Annotated in this window: 16 protein-coding genes; 13 read left to right on the top strand and 3 right to left on the bottom strand. The window is 50.9% G+C overall.

Features of this window, described 5'->3' with window-relative positions; translation table 11 throughout:
• Positions 1-6 precede the first annotated feature (6 nt).
• Complete coding sequence (locus tag B0X71_RS15395) at positions 7-1,461, top strand: phospholipase D family protein (RefSeq protein ID WP_077590251.1); 1,455 nt, start codon at positions 7-9, stop codon at positions 1,459-1,461.
• A 49-nt stretch (positions 1,462-1,510) separates the two neighbouring features.
• Here the strand turns inward: B0X71_RS15395 and B0X71_RS15390 are convergent, their stop codons facing one another.
• From B0X71_RS15390 to B0X71_RS15380, 3 genes are all read right to left on the bottom strand, one after another.
• Positions 1,511-1,831: a DUF5658 family protein gene (locus tag B0X71_RS15390; protein WP_077590250.1), complete on the bottom strand. Its 321-nt coding sequence runs from the start codon at positions 1,829-1,831 to the stop codon at positions 1,511-1,513.
• 205 nt (positions 1,832-2,036) lie between these two features.
• Positions 2,037-3,596: an ABC-F family ATP-binding cassette domain-containing protein gene (locus B0X71_RS15385; protein ID WP_077590249.1), complete on the bottom strand. Its 1,560-nt coding sequence runs from the start codon at positions 3,594-3,596 to the stop codon at positions 2,037-2,039.
• A gap of 42 nt (positions 3,597-3,638) precedes the next feature.
• Positions 3,639-3,821, bottom strand: a complete 183-nt coding sequence (locus B0X71_RS15380; RefSeq protein ID WP_077590248.1) for an SE1832 family protein — start codon at positions 3,819-3,821, stop codon at positions 3,639-3,641.
• Between the two features lie 200 nt (positions 3,822-4,021).
• On the opposite strand from B0X71_RS15380, the gene B0X71_RS15375 reads away from it, so the two are divergent.
• The 12 genes from B0X71_RS15375 to B0X71_RS15320 all read left to right on the top strand — a co-directional run bounded on the left by B0X71_RS15375 (position 4,022) and on the right by B0X71_RS15320 (position 18,515).
• Positions 4,022-5,839, top strand: coding sequence for a cation:proton antiporter (locus B0X71_RS15375; protein ID WP_077590247.1), 1,818 nt, complete (start codon positions 4,022-4,024; stop codon positions 5,837-5,839).
• 80 nt (positions 5,840-5,919) lie between these two features.
• Complete coding sequence (locus tag B0X71_RS15370) at positions 5,920-6,483, top strand: NADPH-dependent FMN reductase (protein ID WP_077590246.1); 564 nt, start codon at positions 5,920-5,922, stop codon at positions 6,481-6,483.
• A gap of 210 nt (positions 6,484-6,693) precedes the next feature.
• Positions 6,694-8,853, top strand: coding sequence for a DNA topoisomerase III (locus B0X71_RS15365; RefSeq protein ID WP_077590245.1), 2,160 nt, complete (start codon positions 6,694-6,696; stop codon positions 8,851-8,853).
• 11 nt (positions 8,854-8,864) lie between these two features.
• The gene (ybaK, locus tag B0X71_RS15360; protein WP_077590244.1) at positions 8,865-9,353 is read left to right on the top strand and encodes a Cys-tRNA(Pro) deacylase; all 489 of its coding nucleotides are present in this window, start codon (positions 8,865-8,867) and stop codon (positions 9,351-9,353) included.
• A 25-nt stretch (positions 9,354-9,378) separates the two neighbouring features.
• Positions 9,379-10,020 (top strand): YczE/YyaS/YitT family protein, encoded by a 642-nt coding sequence (locus B0X71_RS15355; RefSeq protein ID WP_332309452.1) that lies wholly within the window; start codon positions 9,379-9,381, stop codon positions 10,018-10,020.
• Positions 10,021-10,126: 106 nt separating this feature from the next.
• Positions 10,127-10,762 carry a class I SAM-dependent methyltransferase gene (locus tag B0X71_RS15350; protein WP_077590242.1) on the top strand — a complete coding sequence of 212 codons (636 nt, stop codon included), beginning with the start codon at positions 10,127-10,129 and terminating at the stop codon, positions 10,760-10,762.
• Between the two features lie 24 nt (positions 10,763-10,786).
• Complete coding sequence (locus B0X71_RS15345; RefSeq protein ID WP_077590241.1) at positions 10,787-11,263, top strand: S-ribosylhomocysteine lyase; 477 nt, start codon at positions 10,787-10,789, stop codon at positions 11,261-11,263.
• 12 nt (positions 11,264-11,275) lie between these two features.
• A complete protein-coding gene (locus tag B0X71_RS15340; protein WP_077590240.1) occupies positions 11,276-12,214 on the top strand; it encodes a PLP-dependent cysteine synthase family protein in 939 nt (312 codons plus the stop codon).
• Positions 12,211-13,347 carry a bifunctional cystathionine gamma-lyase/homocysteine desulfhydrase gene (locus B0X71_RS15335; RefSeq protein ID WP_077590239.1) on the top strand — a complete coding sequence of 379 codons (1,137 nt, stop codon included), beginning with the start codon at positions 12,211-12,213 and terminating at the stop codon, positions 13,345-13,347. Before B0X71_RS15340 ends, B0X71_RS15335 begins: the two co-directional genes overlap by 4 nt.
• A gap of 226 nt (positions 13,348-13,573) precedes the next feature.
• Positions 13,574-15,772 carry an immune inhibitor A domain-containing protein gene (locus tag B0X71_RS15330; protein WP_077590238.1) on the top strand — a complete coding sequence of 733 codons (2,199 nt, stop codon included), beginning with the start codon at positions 13,574-13,576 and terminating at the stop codon, positions 15,770-15,772.
• 387 nt (positions 15,773-16,159) lie between these two features.
• Positions 16,160-17,350 carry a glycine C-acetyltransferase gene (locus B0X71_RS15325; RefSeq protein ID WP_077590237.1) on the top strand — a complete coding sequence of 397 codons (1,191 nt, stop codon included), beginning with the start codon at positions 16,160-16,162 and terminating at the stop codon, positions 17,348-17,350.
• 220 nt (positions 17,351-17,570) lie between these two features.
• Entirely contained in the window at positions 17,571-18,515 is a 945-nt protein-coding gene (locus B0X71_RS15320) for an NAD-dependent epimerase/dehydratase family protein (RefSeq protein WP_077590236.1), read from the top strand.
• Positions 18,516-18,521: the final 6 nt, after the last annotated feature.

Below are 18,521 nucleotides of genomic sequence, written 5' to 3'. Positions count from 1 at the left end.
TGGACCATGAGCCGAAAGCCGGCCCGTAAAATGAACGGTAAAAAGAAAGGCCTGTTGGTTGGAATCGCTTTATTCGCCGTTCTGTATCTGGCTGTGATCGCATGGCATACATTTAAGCCGCTGCCGGCTGGATTATCATATGCGGGAGAACTCCGGGAAGCCGAAACAGTTGAGATGATTGCGGACCTGTCATTTGCCCAGGACGAGAAAGGGACTGATCTGCAGCATGAACTCCGGATTTTCGAGGAAGTATACGGAGTGATCGACCGGGCAGAAGAATTTATCGTTCTCGATTTCTTCCTATTTGATCATTATGGAATGGAAGGAAAAGAATATCCGGCGATCGCAGAGACGCTGACTGCCCGCCTGGTCGATAAAAAAGAACAGAAACCGGATATGCCGATTTACTTTATCACGGATCCCTTAAATACCGGCTACGGTTCCTATGACAGTCCGCATTTGGCGGAATTGGAACAGGCAGGAATTGAAGTGATCTACACGGATCTCGATAAATTGCGTGATTCCTTTCCCCTGTATTCAGGGCTGTATCGGCTATTTTTTCAATGGCCGTATAATCCCGGCGAGTGGGGCGTCTCAAATCCGATGGCGAAAGATGCACCGGATATGACGCTTCCTTCCTATTTAACCATGCTCAATATTAAAGCGAATCATCGGAAGGCAGTGATCACGGAATCGGAAGCGATTGTCAGTTCGGCAAACCCCCATAATGCCAGTGGTTTCCATGGGAATATGGCCTTTAAAGTGAGCGGCCCGGTGCTGAATGACATGCTGGAAGCGGAAGAAGCGGTGTCCCTATTTTCGGGCGGCCCGGAACTGCCGCGGACAGACAGCAAAGCGCAAGAAGGACCGTACCGCGTGCAATATCTGACAGAGCAGCAGACACTGAAATCGCTGCTGGGAGACATCGAAACAGCTGAAAAAGGTAACGAAATCTGGCTGGGCATGTATTTCCTTGCGAAGCGGGACATCATCGGAGCACTGGAAGGAGCAGCGGACCGGGGAGCGGACGTGCGGATCATTCTTGATCCGAATAAAAACGCATTCGGCAGGGAAAAAAGCGGATTGCCAAACCGGCCTGTCGTTCATGAGATTATGGAAGATTCATCTGATAACCTGCAGGTACGCTGGTATAATACGGTCGTTGGCCAGTACCATACAAAAACGATTATGATCCGGACCGATGACAGAACGGTCATTTCCGGCGGTTCATCGAATTACACGGAACGGACGCTCGACGATTACAATGTGGAAAGCAATCTCCGGATCGAAGCGCCGAACGACAGCGAACTCGTCCGAAGCATGGAAGCATATTTCACCCGGCTCTGGAATAATGAAGATGCCCTTTATACACTGGAGGCAGAAGCATATCAAAGCGATCTGACGTTTCTTCAGCGCGGCGTTTACGGCGTTCAGAAACTGCTGAAATTCACGACCTATTAACTTGGAGGCGGGAGTGGAGGCTCAAGATTTTTTCATGCTGGGCAAGGTATTACAGGAGCAGTAGATAGAGCCAGAGCAGATGGAGAAGTAAAATCATGGAGTATAATGAATTTGCCGCGATCAGGCCGTAGCGCCACAAGCGGGACCGGATTGAAGCGAACGACGTAAAAAGCAACCCATAGAGACAAAGTGACAGCAGCAGCTTGCCCATCAGGATGGTCAATGGAGAGAGGGCACTTAACAGCGGATTGCCTTCTGTTATAAAGCCCGATGTGATCCCGATATATGTGAGGATCCCGTCGAGCATATTCAAGACAATCAGCGCGTAGACATGGTTCTTTATTGACGGTTGGCTCTCGGTCGCAATCATGATTCACACCTCACTTGTCAATTATTGGCACAGTCAGGAAACAACACCGGTCTTTCTGTCTTATTTTGCACTGTTCTGGTTAGTTTTCCCCGTAGCAGGGAAATCTACTCCTTTCTTGTCCAATTCAGATTCACCTTTAACGAAAAACAGGCAGTCAATCAGTTTGCTGATTGACTGCCTGTTTGGTGACTGCCTGTTGTGTAACTTATTTTACTGTGCCGGCGCTGATCCACTCTTCGACATTCCAGACTTTCGTCGCAAGGCCATCATAAAATTCGGGTTCGTGGCTGACCAGCACAATCGTCCCTTTGAAATCCTGCATGGCGCGTTTCAGTTCCGCTTTGGCATCAACATCCAAGTGATTGGTCGGCTCATCAAAGATCAGCCAATTACTTTCTTCCATCATCAACTTGCACAGGCGCACTTTTGCCTGCTCGCCGCCGCTCAGCTGGTTCATCGGCCGGCCGATATGCTCGCTTTTCAAGCCGGTGCGTGCCAGCGCGCCCCGCACTTGGCTTTGATCCATCGACGGATACGCTGACCAGATCTCTTCAATCGGCGTACGGTTATCGGCTTTCACTTCCTGTTCGAAGTAACTCGGATTCAAATAATCGCCGCGGATGACGTCGCCGCCGAGCGGCTGGATTTTTCCGAGCATTGTTTTCAGCAACGTCGATTTTCCGACGCCGTTCATGCCGACCAATGCAATTTTTTCGCCGCGTTCAATTTCAAACGTCAACGGCGGCAGAAGCGGCTGGTCATAGCCGATCTGCAGGTTTTCCGCTTCAATGACATACCGGCTCGGACTTCGGGATTCCTTGAAACCGAATTGTGGCTTGGCTGCTGTTTCCGGGCGGTCGATCCGCTCCATCCGATCCAGCTGTTTCTGACGGGATTTCGCGCGGCCGGTTGTGGAGTAGCGGGCCTTGTTTTTGGCAATAAAATTTTCCTGCTTTTTGATGAATTCCTGCTGTTTCTCAAAGGCATCGATATGTTGACGCTTATTCAATTCAGCCAATTCCAGGAATTTCTCATATGTCGCAGTATAGCGGGACAGCTTTGAGAATTCCAGGTGGAAAATGACGTCTGTTACCCCGCTCATGAATTCAGTATCATGTGAAATCAGCAGAAAAGCATGCGGGTAATTTTTCAGGTAATTGGAAAGCCACGTGACATGCTCTTCATCCAAATAGTTGGTCGGCTCATCCAGCAGCAGCACTTTCGGTTTTTCGAGCAGCAGTTTGGCGAGCAGCACTTTCGTTCGCTGACCGCCGGACAATGTCGATACATCCCGGTCCAGACCGATGGCATCCAAGCCGAGTCCGCGCGCAATTTCCTCCACTTTCACATCCAGTGAATAAAAATCGCCCGCTTCCAGTGCATCCTGGATTTCTGCCATATCCTCCAGCAATTTTTCCAGTTGATCCGGATCCGCTTCCGCCATCTGTCCGGCAATCTCATTCATTTCCGTTTCTTTCTCATATAAAGGCAAAAACGCATCCTGCAGCGTTTCACGCATCGACTGCCCCGGCTGCAGCCGGGTGTGCTGGTCCAAGTAACCGTAATGTGTTTTGGGCAGCCAGTCGACTTTTCCGCCGTCATGGATCAATTCACCGGTCAGGATATTCATCAGCGTCGATTTGCCGACGCCATTTGCGCCGACAAGCCCGACATGTTCGCCTTCCACCAATCGGAATGATACGTCTTTAAACAGCGTGCGATCGCCGAATGTATGACTTAAATTTTCTACTGTCAATAAACTCATTTCATGTATTCCTCCATTGCGTTTTCATAAAAAATCCGCCGCTCACAAGTTCGCGAGCTGACGGTTCAGTTCTGCCAGGCGATTTTCCATCGCCTCGAGACGCGCTTCCGCTTTCTCTACCATTTGGCCGTGGCCGGTTGACTCCAATTTTTCGATATCCCCCTGCTGGCGGATATAGTCATTTTTCAGCTCGGTAATTTCCCGTTCCAGTTCCTGTCTAGTCATCATAATCACCTAATTTTTGATATCAGTATAACATACGAAAAGGAGATATTTCAGGTTAAAGGTTTTCCCCTCGGGTAATAAAAAAGATATACTAGTCGAATACAGAGCAGAAAAGCGGTGAAAATCTGTGCATCTGCTCTTTTTTAGTTAAGCACATAATGAGGAGGGGAAATCCCATAGATTCTTTGCTGTTTGAATTAATGCTGATCATTTTTCTTGGAATTTTTTCACAATGGCTTGCCTGGCTGTTCCGGCTTCCAGCAATCGTTCTCATGGCGATTGCCGGACTGATTGCCGGACCGCTGCTCGGCATAATATCTCCTGAAGAAAGTTTTGGCGAGCTATTCCGACCGTTCATTTCACTGGCTGTCGGCATCATCCTGTTTGAAGGCAGCCTGAACTTGAACTTCAGGGAAATCCGGGGCTTTAACCGGCCGGTCATCCGTCTTGTGACAGTTGGGGCATTTGTGACGTGGGTAGCAGGTTCGCTTGCCGCTCATTACATTGCCGGTTTGTCCTTGCCGGTTGCATTTGTGATCGGCGGCCTGTTCATTGTAACGGGGCCGACCGTCATCATGCCGCTGCTCCGGCAGGCGAAACTGAAGCCGCGTCCGGCTGCACTGCTGAAATGGGAAGGGATCATCGTCGATCCGTTCGGCGCGCTGCTCGCCCTGTTTGCTTATCACAGCTTATTGTTTATTGAAGGGGAAGTGACAGCCGGATCGTTCGGTCTGTTCTTCCTGGCCTCTCTGTTCGCAGCATTGGTGGGTGCAGGAGCCGGCTGGATTCTCGGGCAGATGTTCGAGCGCGGAAAAGTGCCGGAATACTTGAAAGCTCCAGTCGTTTTCGCGGTTGTGCTCTTCACATTCGCGTTGTCGGATGCCATCATGCATGAAACCGGACTTCTTGCTGTAACAGCAATGGGCGTTATCATGGCGAATATGAACATCTCCTCGATCGGGGATATGCGCCACTTTAAAGAGAACATTTCCGTTCTCCTCATTGCGAGCGTCTTTATCATGCTGACGGCATCGCTTTCTGTCGACGTGTTAATCTCGATTTTCGATTGGGGCATCATCGCCTTCGTGCTGGTCGTGTTATTTGTCGTGCGGCCTCTCGCAGTCGGCATTGCAACAATCGGCACGGATCTGACGTGGAAAGAGCGGGTACTCGTGGGCTGGATAGCCCCACGGGGAATTGTGGCGCTTACAGTATCGGGGTATTTTGCCAGTGTCCTGCTTGAAGCGGGATATCCGGATGCTGAAATCCTGACTGCATTGACTTTGGCGCTTGTGTTTTCAACGGTTGTTGCCCATGGCTTCAGCATCGGCTGGGTCGCCCGGAAACTCGATCTTGCATTTTCAGATGAGCCGGGTGTCCTGTTTGTCGGCGCCAATCTGTTTACAACCAAACTGGCTGTTTTATTGAAAGAGATGAATAAGCGGGTTCTCATCATGGACCGATCCTGGGGCCGGCTTCAGGCAGCCCGGCAGGCGGGAGTGCCCACGTATGCCGGTGAAGTGCTGTCTGAACATACTGAGTACGATATTGATATCACCCCGTTTCCGACGCTGGTCGCAGCGACGGAAATCGATTCCTACAACGCATTGGTCGTCAATAATTTCGTTCCGGATTTCGGACGGGAAAATCTGTACCAGACAGCGATTCACCAGGCGGATCCTAAAGATTTCCGGGCTACGATGAGTGTCCGGGTCCTGTTCGGTAATGAATGGAATGTGCATAAGCTGGAAGAAAAAATCACGGAAGGCTATGAAATCAGAAAAACCACCATTACCGCACAGTATACGTATGAAGATTTTCTTGAAAATTGGCATGAAGGAACGATTTTGCTGCTGATCATTCGAGCATCAGGTGCGATCGCTTTCTATATTGCCGACCAGCATACCGAACCGCAGCCTGGGGATACGCTGATCAGCCTTGCGCCTCCAGCGCAAAAAGAGCAGCGCATCCAGGAACGCCTCCAAAGTTCACGCGTGAAAAACGGCACGCAGAGCTGAGGCCGACGGGCGCACTGCCGGGCATCAGCTGCAGGTGTTTGGTATAGTGAAGGTATAGCAGCAGAAGAGGAGGTACTTGAGTGAACATTTTACTGGTAGACGGCACAATCGTCGGCAGCAAGACAGGAGCCGTCCTCGAACAGGTTCAAGCATATATTGAGGAATATGGGCCAAGTCTGAAGCTTGAATTGCTGAGCCTTTCAGATTACGACCATGAATTTGTCGATGGCCGGCCGCTGGAAGCATATAACGAAGACATGCAGGCGCTGGCAAGCCGCTTTGAACAGGCGGACGGTTACATCATTGCATCCCCTATTTTCCAGGGTTCGATTCCGGGTGTGCTGAAAAACACATTTGATCTCCTGCATCCGCGCACGATGCGCTACAAACCCGTATCCATCGTAGCAAACGGCGGGACGTACCAGCATCATCTCGTGATCGAAAACCAGCTGAAGCCCATCCTTGATTACTTCCGCTGTCTCGTGACACCGAACTATGTCTACACCCACACATCCCATTTCGGTGAAGGCAATGAGATTATCGAGGACGATGTACTGAATCGGCTTCGAGAACTGGCGCGTGTCTTCGTGCAATACGCGGAAATGAGTCAGAAATTATCCAAAGAAACGATCGATAACCCATAAGCGGTTTAACTGAAAGGCATTTCCAGACAATTTGTCCGGAAATGCCTTTTTCTGTGAATTTTAATCAGAACTGACTGGCGCTTCTGCCAAATCTGCATTTTTCGTTCTGTATCTCGATATAACCCGATTCCTGTGTGCCATCAGCGCAGGAGGTTTTTTATGCTGCGTGCAGCCATGGTATAATAATCCGGTAGAAATGGGGTAGAAAATATGTCTAAATCACTCGTCCTGGCAGAAAAACCGTCGGTCGCGCGCGATATCGCCCGCGTCCTCGGCGCCAATCAGAAAGGCAACGGTTTTCTCGAAGGCAAAAATCATATCGTAACGTGGGCGCTGGGTCATCTCGTTACGCAGGCCCAGCCTGAGCAGTATGACGCATCATTGAAAGAATGGAAAATGGAGACGCTGCCGATCATTCCGGATCCGTTCAAGCTGGTGCCGATCAAGCAGTCGATGAAGCAGTACAATGCGGTGAAAGCGCAGCTCCACCGCGGTGACGTGAAAGATGTCATCATTGCAACGGATGCGGGGCGCGAAGGGGAACTCGTCGCCCGCTGGATCCTGGAGAAGACGAAAACGAAAAAGCCGATCAGACGGCTGTGGATTTCGTCCGTCACGGACAAAGCCATCAAAGAAGGCTTCAATAACCTGAAAGACGGCCGGAAATACGACAACCTTTACGAAGCGGCGGTTGCCCGTTCGGAAGCAGATTGGGTCGTCGGCATCAACGCGACACGTGCACTGACCGTCAAACACAATGCCCAGCTGTCGACGGGCCGGGTGCAGACGCCGACGCTCGCAATGGTCGCTGATCGGGAAGAAGAGATCAAGAACTTCAAGCCGAAACCGTATTGGGGCATGCAGGCGATCACACCGGAAGCCGTCTTCACTTGGACGGACGGCAATAATACGCAATCGTTCAACAAGGAAAAGATCGATGCACTGTTCCGGAAACTAGATGCAGTAACGGAAGGCACCATCACGGAAATCAAAACCGTACCGAAGAAACAGCCGGCACCGCCTTTATTTGACTTGACCGAACTCCAGAAAGAAGCGTATAAGCGCTATGGGTGGTCAGCGAAAGAAACATTGAACACGCTTCAGAATTTGTATGAGCGGCATAAAGCGGTCACTTATCCGCGGACCGATTCGAAGCATTTATCATCCGATATGCAGGATACGTTGAAGGACCGGGTGAAAGCCGCCGGCACCGGACCGAACCGGGCTGCAGTGAACATGATTCTGAAAGGGAAAGTCAATCCGCAGAAAGGTGTCATTGATGATGCCCGTGTATCGGACCACCATGCGATCATCCCGACCGAGGAAGCGCCACCGCTCTATGACATGTCGGACCGGGAGAAAACGCTGTATGACTTGATCGCGACTCGCTTCCTGGCGGTATTCCTGCCACCGCATGAATACGATCAGACAACGGTGAAACTCACTGCCGGTGGAGAAACGTTCCAGGCAAAAGGCAAAACCATCCGCCAAGCCGGCTGGAAACGTGCTGCGGATGCGGATGCGGAAGAAAACGAAAGCACGTTGCCGCCATTCCAGGAAGGCGGAAAACTGACGATCAAAGCGGTGACGCTGACAGACGGTAAGACGAAACCGCCGCCGTATTTCAATGAAGGGACGCTGCTTGGCGCAATGGAAAATCCGTCTTCCTTCATGTCCGGTGAATCCAAAGAACTCATCCGCGCGCTCGGAGATACCGGCGGACTCGGCACCGTTGCAACCCGGGCGGACGTCATTGATAAACTGTTCAACACATTTTTAATTGAAAAGCGCGGCAATGACCTGCACGTCACGTCAAAAGGCCGTCAGCTGCTCGATCTTGTTCCGGAGGACCTGAAATCGCCGAAACTTACGGCGGAGTGGGAACAGAAACTGACGAAAATCGCAAAAGGCGAGCTGAAAAAAGACGTCTTCATGGGTGAAATGATTTCATTTGCGAAGCATGCGGTTTCGGAAATCAAATCAAGCGACCAGAAGTTCAAGCATGACAATGTCACCGGCAAGATGTGTCCGGACTGCGGCAAGCCGCTCTTGGAAGTGAACGGCAAGCGCGGGAAGATGCACGTCTGTCAGGACCGCGACTGCGGCTTCAAAAAGAATATTGCGGTCCAGACGAATGCCCGCTGTCCGGTATGCCATAAGCGCATGGAACTGCGCGGCGAAGGGGAAGGCAAAATCTTCACATGCAAATGCGGTCACCGTGAGAAGCTGTCCGTCTTTGAACAGAAGAAGAAAAAGACGCAGTCGAAAGCGACGAAAAAAGATGTCAATAAATACTTGAAACAGCAGGATGAACCGAAAAATACCGCAATGGCGGATGCCTTGAAAAAACTGCTCGAGCAGAACGACTAGGGGGAAAACGCGTGGCGAAGAAACCGGCGAAGACGAATGCGGCCCGGCTGCTGGACCGGGAGAACATCGATTACGAAGTGCTGCAGTATGAAACAGAGGACGGAAAAATTGATGGCGTATCAGTTGCCGCCAAAATCGGCGCCGCGCCTGCGGAAGTGTATAAGACCCTGGTTGCCCAAGGGCAGGATAAACAACCTTACGTATTCATCATCCCCGTGGCGGACGAACTCGATCTGAAACGTGCGGCGAAAGCGTCAGGAGAGAAGAAGATCGAGATGCTGCCGGCAAAAGACATCACGGCTGTCACGGGTTATGTGCGCGGCGGCTGTTCACCGCTCGGCATGAAAAAACAATTCCCGACTTACGTGGCGTCGCAGGCCCAGGAACTTGAATCGATTATTGTGTCAGCCGGCAAAATCGGCATGCAGCTGAAACTCGCACCGGCTGCTCTTCTGGAAGCGGCAGCTGCCGAATACGCGGAATTGACAGAGACTGATTAGCTGCACATAGAAAGAAGGAATGGATTTGAATAAGAAAACAGTGCTGCAATGGGGATTTTTCACGGTGGGTCTCATTATTTTGGCGCTCGGCATTTCGATGATGATCAAAGGCCGGCTGCTCGGCGTCGGTCCATGGGACGTGCTCGCCATCGGGCTGTTCAAAAACTTTGGGCTGTCAATCGGCACATGGTCAATCCTCATCGGGCTGGCCATCGTTGCGATTACAGTGGCTGTCACGAAACAGCGCCCGCAGCTTGGCACGATCCTCAATATGATTCTCGTCGGGGTGTTCATCGATATTTTCAATTTCTTGCTGCCGGATATCGATGCGCTGGCGGGCCAGATTGTGATCTTCATGGCCGGCTTATTCGTTTACGCATACGGTATCGGCGTGTATGTGTCACCGCAAATGGGGGCAGGTCCCCGTGACGGGCTTATGCTGTTCCTTGTTGAAAAAACCGGATGGAGCATCCGCACGGTGCGCATGATGATCGAAGTGACCGTCGCAGCACTCGGCTGGCTGCTCGGCGGCCCGGTCGGCATTGGCACAGTCATTGTGGCATTCGGAACCGGCGCCATCGCCCAATATTCGATTCCACAATGCCGCAGCCTGCTGTTGCGCCTGCTGCCCGGTAAACCGGAAACGCCAAGCGCTGTCCGCCTGTGAATATAATCCGGATGTTTGAAGGAACCCGTCAAATCAAGTATAATAAACCCTAGTAGTCTTATAGGTTTTATTAGAAAAAGACGGAAAAACAAAAGGAGAATACCGGATGGGACGCGAATTCGTAGAAATATTTGATGAGTGGGCACACACGTATGATGAGTCGGTTGGCGGGCAGGACCCTCAATACGCGGATGTGTTTGCGCATTATGAAGCCATTCTTGAAGCGGTCGCCGCGCGTGCTGTGAGCCCGGTCGTTGAGTTTGGGACCGGGACAGGTAATTTGCTGGAAAAATTGCAGGAGCGGGAACTGGAAGCAGTCGGTGTCGAGCCGAATGGCGCCATGAAAAAAGCCGCTTCTGAAAAATATCCGGAAGCGACAATCATTGATGGAGATTTTATCGAGTATCAGCTGGATACCAAGCCGAACACATTTGTCAGCAGTTATGCGTTCCACCACCTGACAGACGGGGAAAAAGCGCAGGCCATCAAACGCTATGCCTCCGAACTGCCGGCAGGCGGCAAAGTGGTGTTTGCTGACACGGTATTCGAGTCGGAAGAAGCGAAGCAGGAACGGATCCGCTACGAGGAATCCCGCGGCTTCAAGGACCTTGTCGAAGATTTGAACCGGGAATATTATACGACACTTCCGGTTATGCAGGACATTTTCGAATCAGTCGGATTTGCGGTAGAATTTACACAACTGAATGATTATGTCTGGCTGATGGACGCGACGAAGAAGTAACTCACTCGAAAAGGAGCGATTTCCATGAAAAAAATGAATGTTGAAAGCTTTAACCTCGATCACACGAAAGTAGTGGCACCTTACATCCGCCTGGCAGGCGTCAAAGAAGGGGCAAGCGGAGATACGCTTTACAAATACGATATCCGCTTCAAACAGCCGAACAAAGAGCACATGGAAATGAAAGGGCTGCATTCGCTTGAGCATTTGATGGCGGAACTGAGCCGCAACCATTCCGATAAAATCATCGACATCGGACCGATGGGCTGCCAGACCGGCTTCTATATGTCCCTCATCAATCACGACGATTACGAGGACGTGCTGAACATCATCGAAGCGACACTGAAAGATGTTCTCGAAGCGACGGAAGTGCCGGCAAGCAATGAAGTGCAGTGCGGATGGGCAGCGAGCCACAGCCTGGAAGACGCACAGGAACTCGCGCGTGAAATGCTCGAGAAAAAAGATGAATGGCGCGTCGTCTTCGCTGAAGAAGAAACGGTGTAAGGGTTAAAAGAGATGACATATGTAACTTCCATTCAGCAGCTGATCGGGAATACGCCACTACTGGAACTGACCCATGTGGCAATCCCGAACGGCTGCCGTATTTTTGCGAAACTGGAATACTTTAATCCGGGCGGCAGTGTAAAGGACCGTCTCGGCCTGTCACTGCTTGAAGACGCTGAAGCGCGCGGCGTGCTGGAACCGGGCGGTACGATCGTTGAACCGACAGCGGGCAACACCGGCATCGGTGTGGCGATTGCCGCAATCGGAAAAGGTTATAAAGTGAAGTTCGTCGTACCGGAGCGGTTCAGTGAAGAAAAGCAGACGCTCATGCGGGCACTTGGCGCGGAAGTCATTAACACGCCGACGGACGAGGGCATGAAAGGCGCGATTGAAAAAGCGCAGCAGATCGCGGAAGAAGAGCAGGCGTTTCTGCCGCTTCAATTCGGCAATCCGGCCAATCCGGAAACGTACGTCCGGACGATGGGACCGGAAATCTGGAATGCGCTTGACGGCGAGATCGATATCTTCGTCGCCGGCGCTGGCTCCGGCGGGACGTTCATGGGCATGAGCCGTTTTCTCAAATCCAAAAAGCCGGATGTAAAGACGGTCATCGTTGAACCGCAAGGCTCCATCTTGAATGGCGGCGAACCGGGACCACATCTCACAGAAGGCATCGGCATGGAGTTCCTGCCGGATTACATGGATCCGGACTATTTTGATGCAATCCACACGATTCATGATAAGGAAGCATTCGCGGCGTTGACCGTGCTGGCGGCCAAGGAAGGGCTCCTTGTCGGCAGCTCTTCCGGTGCGGCGTTTGCGGCTGCACTGCGGGAAGCGGAAACTGCAGCACCCGGCAGCCATATCGTAACGGTGTTTGCGGATTCGAGCGAGCGCTATTTGAGCCAGAACATATACGGACAGACATTCGAAGAGGAGGAAGCGAAATGAGACCGAAAACGAGACTGATCCACGGCGGCATTTTCGGCGACGAGCACACAGGTGCCGTTTCCACGCCGATTTACCAGGTAAGCACGTATAAGCAGGAAGGGGTCGGCAATTTCAAGTACGAGTATTCCCGTACAGGCAATCCGACCCGCCACGCGCTGGAGGAATTGATCGCGGATATCGAAGGCGGGCATGCCGGGTTTGCATTCGGTTCCGGTATGGCAGCGATTTCGTCGGTCATGATGATGTTCTCTGCAGGAGATCACGTCGTGCTGACAGATGACGTCTACGGCGGGACATACCGCGTCATGACGAAAGTGCTGAACCGCTTCGGTCTGGAACATACATTCGTCGATACCGGCAATCTGGACGAAGTGAAAGCGGCGGTCCGCGACAACACGAAAGCGATTTTCGTCGAGACGCCGACCAATCCGCTTCTGAAAGTGACGGACATCGAAGAAGTGGCACAATTCGCTAAATCGAAAAACCTGCTGACGATCGTGGATAACACGTTCATGACGCCATATCTGCAAAGCCCGATCAAACTCGGCGCTGACATCGTGCTGCACAGCGCGACGAAATACATCGGCGGCCACAGTGACGTCGTGGCGGGTCTTGTTGTCGTGAACTCCGAACAGCTCGCTTCCGATCTTCATTTCATCCAGAACTCGGTCGGCGCAGTGCCTGGACCGCAGGACTGCTGGCTCTTAATCCGTGGCCTGAAAACGCTCGGTATCCGCATGGAAGAAACCAACCAGAATGCGAAGCGCGTCGCGGAATTCCTGGACGGCAATGACAATGTGAAAAACGTGTTCTACCCGGGCCTTGAAAGCCATCGCGGCCACGACATCATGAAAAAACAGGCGACCGGTTTCGGCGGCATGATTTCATTTGATGTCGGTACCGTGGATGCAGCGCATAAACTGCTCGACAAAGTCCGCTACTTCACACTTGCAGAAAGCTTAGGGGCAGTGGAAAGCCTGATCTCTGTGCCATCACTCATGACGCACGCGTCCATCCCGCCGGAACGCCGTGCGGAACTCGGTATTTCCGAAGGCCTTGTGCGCGTGTCGGTCGGAATCGAAGATGTGGAAGACTTAATTGAAGATCTGGAGAATGCACTCGCTGGCGAGTGAACAGGATAACTATAGAGGGCAGGCGGATTCGCACAAAGCGGATCTGCCTGTTTTTTTGTGGCAAAAAAGCAGTCAGGCAATTTCGTGACTCAAGTGCTAATTGGAGAAAAAGGAACATGGTCGCTGTGGACACGGAGAAAATAGTCACTATTTCTTATGTTTCTGAATTATCAGAAATGATAATCTTAATTTAGCGGTAAATTCTGAATTCGGAAGGGGAAGGGAAATGGGAAAAAGTAAATGGGGCACAATCGTAATAGCCAGCATCCTGACACTCTCACTTGCAGCGCCGGCCACGGCAAACGTGGAAGAGCCGAAAGTTCAGACCGAAAACTGGAACACAGAACGCTATGGTGACCGGGTCGACATTGACCAAAAGCTGAACCAGTTAGCAGAAAGCGAAGAGTTCCAGCAGCAAGCAGCTGAAAAAATCAAAGCACAGGCTGAACAAGTGCAGGACAAGCTGACGGGTGGTAAAACGAAAGGGAAAGATGCCGGCAATGACAAAACCCAGACGGGTAAAGGAAAGAACCAACCGGGAGATGGGACTGCCGGTGATGGATCTGAAACAACTGCTGATAACCCATTCACGTTTGACGGCGGAACAAAACTATTCCTTACCCGGGAGCTTGCGTTCAAAGAATTCACACTTCGCAGCGTCGGGGAGAATGTCGAAATTTGGGTGGCCAACGATCTTGCTTATGGCCCTAACAATCCAAAGCCGGCTGATATAGTAACACAAGCACAGGTTGATAAGCTGCGCAATGAATTTGACAGCAATATTTATCCGAAAGCGACTGAGTTCTTCGGAATACCGGATCCACTGGATGGCTCCAATTCCCCTCTTCCGGGGATAGTGGGATTGCCTGAGGGTTACTATGAGGGTTCCGATAAAGTGATCATGCTCGTTGATAATATTGTCGATGAAGGCTGGAACAATCCGGATTATCCATTCTTCGTCGCGGGCTTCTTCTGGCAGACGCTTGAAAATTATATCGACCGAAATATCATTACGATTGATACGAATTCGTGGGATACCCGTCTCGAAAACACCTTCTTTGGCACAACGATCCATGAACTGCAGCACTTGATTCAGGCGGATAACGACGGAGCGGAGACAACTTGGCTGAACGAAGGGTTCTCGACTTTCTCTGAATACCTCGGCGGCTATGGGCATGATGCCGGTTCGATCAATTTCTATCTGGATCACCCGGAAAACTCACTCGTGAACTGGGATGAGCATTATGGAGCGGTAACTGGTCCTGAAACGATCGCTGATTACGGCCAGACCTATCTGTTCACACTTTATATGCACGATAAATTCGGCAAAGAGTTCATCCGTGAGCTTGCAACGGATGGGGAAAATCAAGGCATGGCCAGCATCGACCAAAAGCTTGCCGAATTTGGTTCGGATAAATCATTCAATACGCTCTACCAGAATTTCATGGCAGCCCTGACTCTCGACCATTCGAAAGTCAGCAGTGATTACAATATCGACAGCATCGACCTTCGCACATTGCCGGTTGATTCAGAAGGCACCGTGCGCGGCAAGACGGTCGATTTTGAAAAAGCCATTACATTCGAAAAAGAAGGCGTTCCGGCATGGGGCGGCGATTTCAAGGAATTCAACTTCGATACCACAGTACGCGGTATGGAATTCGATGGCGTCGCTTTCCTCCCGCTGGAATGGAGTACTGCAGCTAACCCATTGGATGAGACCGAGCAGGTATTGCACGCAAACAACGGAGATGAAGTGGATCAGGCGTTGATTTTTGGGGCTACTGTACCGGCAGACAATCCAGTCCTGACATTCGATCATTATTATGACATCGAAGAACAATGGGATTATGGGGTCGTTCAAGTTTCCACTGATAATGGGGAAACATGGACGTCGTTAGCCAATGAAAACACGCGCATAGATGTCGTGGAAGAGGGGTACCCGAAAATTAAAGAGAACGTTCCGGGCTTCACTGGTCATAAGCTGAACTGGTCAACAGAGACATTCGACCTCTCGGCGTATGCAGGCCGCGACATTCTGGTTTCATTCCGTAATCTCACGGACTGGGGCTATAACGACACAGGCTGGTTCATCAAGAATGTGTCGTTGGGAGATTTCTTTGCAGACGGGTCATCGACAGAGCCATTCCAATCACTTGGCCAATTGAAAGGTGAATATGTCGACTTCACGACGACATTCGTCCAGACAAAGAAGAATGGTCAGCAGCATGTTTTCCATGTGGACCCATTCAATGTAACGGAAGAAGAAGCATTGGACCTTCAAAACGTCTTCCGGGAAGGCAACGTGAAAATGATTACTTCATACGCCGCGCAGCCGGGACAGGGCAATGCACAGGAATTCACGTACGAAGTACAGTACAAGATCGATAATCCGAATAAAGGCGCAGGAAACAACAGCGGCGAATAAGTCTTACGAAAAGCGGGCCACAAGCCCGCTTTTTCTTATGGATGAGTATCATTAATCTGCGAAATAAAATAGATTTCGACCTTATCGATTATAAATAGAAAATAACGATCATAAGTCTCTGTTATCGATCATAAACGGAAAATAACGATCATAAACAGGTGGTTATCGATCATACTTGGGGTATGCCACCTTTTTTTAGACCACCGGATTGATTTACATAACACTTTTTTGTCTTTGGAATGAAAATCCGCTCTATCGCTCGTAAATCCAAAATAAAGCTCGTATTCCAGAAATAAAGCTCGCAAATCCCGGCAGTCCCTTCCTTCCTGCCTCAATTCCCCTTATGGTAAGATGAAGAAGAGAATTTTGTGCGAAAGGAAGAGGACATTGTCAAAAACACTTGATGCATTCCTGAACGATAACCTGCAGGAATTGAAAGAGCAGGGGCTGTACAATGAAGTGGATCCGGTTGAAGGCCCGAATGGCCCGATCATCAAAGTCCGCGGGAAAGAACTGATCAACTTATCATCCAATAACTATCTGGGCCTTGCAACGAACGACGAATTGAAAAAGGTCGCAAAAGAAACGATCGACAAATACGGCGTTGGCGCAGGTGCAGTGCGTTCGATCAACGGTACGCTCGACCTGCACGTGCAGCTTGAAGATAAGCTTGCCGAGTTCAAAGGGACGGAAGCGGCGATTTCGTATCAATCCGGCTTCAATTGCAATATGGCGGCGATTTCTGCAGTCATGGATAAGAATGATGCGATCCTGTCCGATCAGCTGAACCATGCTTCGATCATCGATGGCTGCCGACTGTCGAAAGCGAAGATCATCGCGTACAAGCATTCCGATATGGAAGACTTGCGGGCGAAGGCGAAAGAAGCGACAGAATCCGGTCTGTACAATAAAGTCATGGTTATCACAGACGGCGTATTCTCAATGGACGGCGACATTGCTAAGCTACCGGAAATCGTGGAAATCGCGAAGGAATTCGACCTCATCTCGTATGTCGATGACGCCCATGGATCCGGCGTGACCGGCAAAGGGAAAGGAACTGTAAAGCATTTCGGTCTGGAAAAAGAAGTTGATATGCAGATGGGCACGCTATCAAAAGCGGTCGGTGTGGTCGGCGGTTACGTTGCCGGTAAGCAGAACCTGATCGACTGGCTGCGCGTGCGCTCACGTCCGTTTTTATTCTCCACGGCAGTGCCGCCCGGCGATACAGCGGCCATCATTTCGGCGCTGCAGATGATCATCGATTCCACGGAGCTCCATGATAAGTTGTGGGATAACGGAGATTATTTGAAAAAAGGCCTGAAAGAGCTGGGCTTCAATATCGGGGAATCCGAAACGCCGATCACGCCGTGTATTATCGGTGAGGAGAAGCTGACCCAGCAATTCTCAAAGCGCCTGTTCGAAGAAGGCGTGTATGCAAAATCGATCGTTTTCCCTACTGTTCCGAAAGGCACCGGCCGCGTCCGCAACATGCCGACGGCCGCCCATACGAAAGACATGCTTGATGAAGCGCTTGCCGTATATGAAAAAGTCGGCAAAGAACTGGGCGTTATTCAATGACGCAAGCAGTGCACTGCCATTTTGGCAGTGCGCTTTTTAGATTTTCAGGTCTGTGCGCGTGCCGGCCAATTGAAGAGACATAGATTGGACTGGAAGTCAGGAAAAACGGCTCACTTCTTATTTCCGGTTGTTCTCCCATGCCGTCCCCCGTATAATGAATAAGGATTGAAATTTGAGATGCGTAAAGGCGTTCATGGTTTTACTTAAAGGAGGAAATTGGGTGAAACGCATACTGATAACTGGTGCGCTCGGCCAGATTGGATCTGAACTGACGGGGAAACTCCAAGAAATATATGGAGTCGAAAACGTGCTGGCAACGGATATTCGTCCGATTGAAAATAAAGACGGTAATTTCGCATTATTGGATGTGACGGATGGGGAACGGATGCAGCAATTGGCGAAAGATTTTAATGCGGACACAATCATGCATATGGCGGCATTATTATCAGCAAAAGCCGAGGGAAATCCGTTATTCGCTTGGAATTTGAACATGGGCGGTCTTATGAATGCGCTGGAAACGGCCAGAAACCTGGGTCTGCAGTTTTTTACGCCAAGTTCGATCGGTGCGTTCGGCCCGTCCACACCGAAAATCGGCACCCCGCAGGATACATTGCAACGGCCGACAACGATGTACGGGGTCAATAAAGTCGCCGGGGAGTTGCTGTGTGACTATTATTTTCACCGATTTGGCGTTGATACGCGCGGTGTCCGCTTTCCGGGCCTCGTTTCTTATGTAACACCCCCGGGTGGCGGAACGACCGATTACGCAGTGGACATTTACTACAAAGCGCTCGAACAGGGCAGCTATGCTTCTTATATCGCGCAAGGGACGCATATGGACATGATGTACATGCCGGATGCCCTGCAGGCCATTGTGGATCTAATGGAAGCGGACGCAGCGCAACTTGAGCACCGGAATGCCTTTAATGTGACGGCGATGAGCGTGGACCCGGAAGCGGTTGCGGCGTCCATCCGGAAACACCTCCCGGATTTTAAATTGACATACGATGTCGATCCGGTCCGTCAGGGGATTGCCGCCAGCTGGCCGGACAGCATTGATGCATCTGCAGCTGAACGGGAATGGGGCTTCCAAGTGAAGTATTCCCTGGATGCCATGACAGCTGACATGCTCAATAAATTACGGGAAAAATTTGCACACGCCTGAGCGTGT

This window comes from Planococcus lenghuensis (genome assembly GCF_001999905.1).
Taxonomy (GTDB): Bacteria; Bacillota; Bacilli; order Bacillales_A; family Planococcaceae; genus Indiicoccus; species Indiicoccus lenghuensis.
Note: the sequence above shows the minus strand (reverse complement) of the source record. Positions and strands in the feature narration are given on the sequence as shown.

What these genes read in the sequence shown, in the direction of transcription:
- B0X71_RS15395 (WP_077590251.1), top strand. Translation starts at nt 7, where the DNA reads ATGAGCCGAAAGCCGGCCCGTAAAATGAACGGTAAAAAGAAAGGCCTG.
- B0X71_RS15390 (WP_077590250.1), bottom strand. Translation starts at nt 1,831, where the DNA reads ATGATTGCGACCGAGAGCCAACCGTCAATAAAGAACCATGTCTACGCG.
- B0X71_RS15385 (WP_077590249.1), bottom strand. Translation starts at nt 3,596, where the DNA reads ATGAGTTTATTGACAGTAGAAAATTTAAGTCATACATTCGGCGATCGC.
- B0X71_RS15380 (WP_077590248.1), bottom strand. Translation starts at nt 3,821, where the DNA reads ATGACTAGACAGGAACTGGAACGGGAAATTACCGAGCTGAAAAATGAC.
- B0X71_RS15375 (WP_077590247.1), top strand. Translation starts at nt 4,022, where the DNA reads ATGCTGATCATTTTTCTTGGAATTTTTTCACAATGGCTTGCCTGGCTG.
- B0X71_RS15365 (WP_077590245.1), top strand. Translation starts at nt 6,694, where the DNA reads ATGTCTAAATCACTCGTCCTGGCAGAAAAACCGTCGGTCGCGCGCGAT.
- B0X71_RS15350 (WP_077590242.1), top strand. Translation starts at nt 10,127, where the DNA reads ATGGGACGCGAATTCGTAGAAATATTTGATGAGTGGGCACACACGTAT.
- B0X71_RS15345 (WP_077590241.1), top strand. Translation starts at nt 10,787, where the DNA reads ATGAAAAAAATGAATGTTGAAAGCTTTAACCTCGATCACACGAAAGTA.
- B0X71_RS15340 (WP_077590240.1), top strand. Translation starts at nt 11,276, where the DNA reads ATGACATATGTAACTTCCATTCAGCAGCTGATCGGGAATACGCCACTA.
- B0X71_RS15335 (WP_077590239.1), top strand. Translation starts at nt 12,211, where the DNA reads ATGAGACCGAAAACGAGACTGATCCACGGCGGCATTTTCGGCGACGAG.
- B0X71_RS15330 (WP_077590238.1), top strand. Translation starts at nt 13,574, where the DNA reads ATGGGAAAAAGTAAATGGGGCACAATCGTAATAGCCAGCATCCTGACA.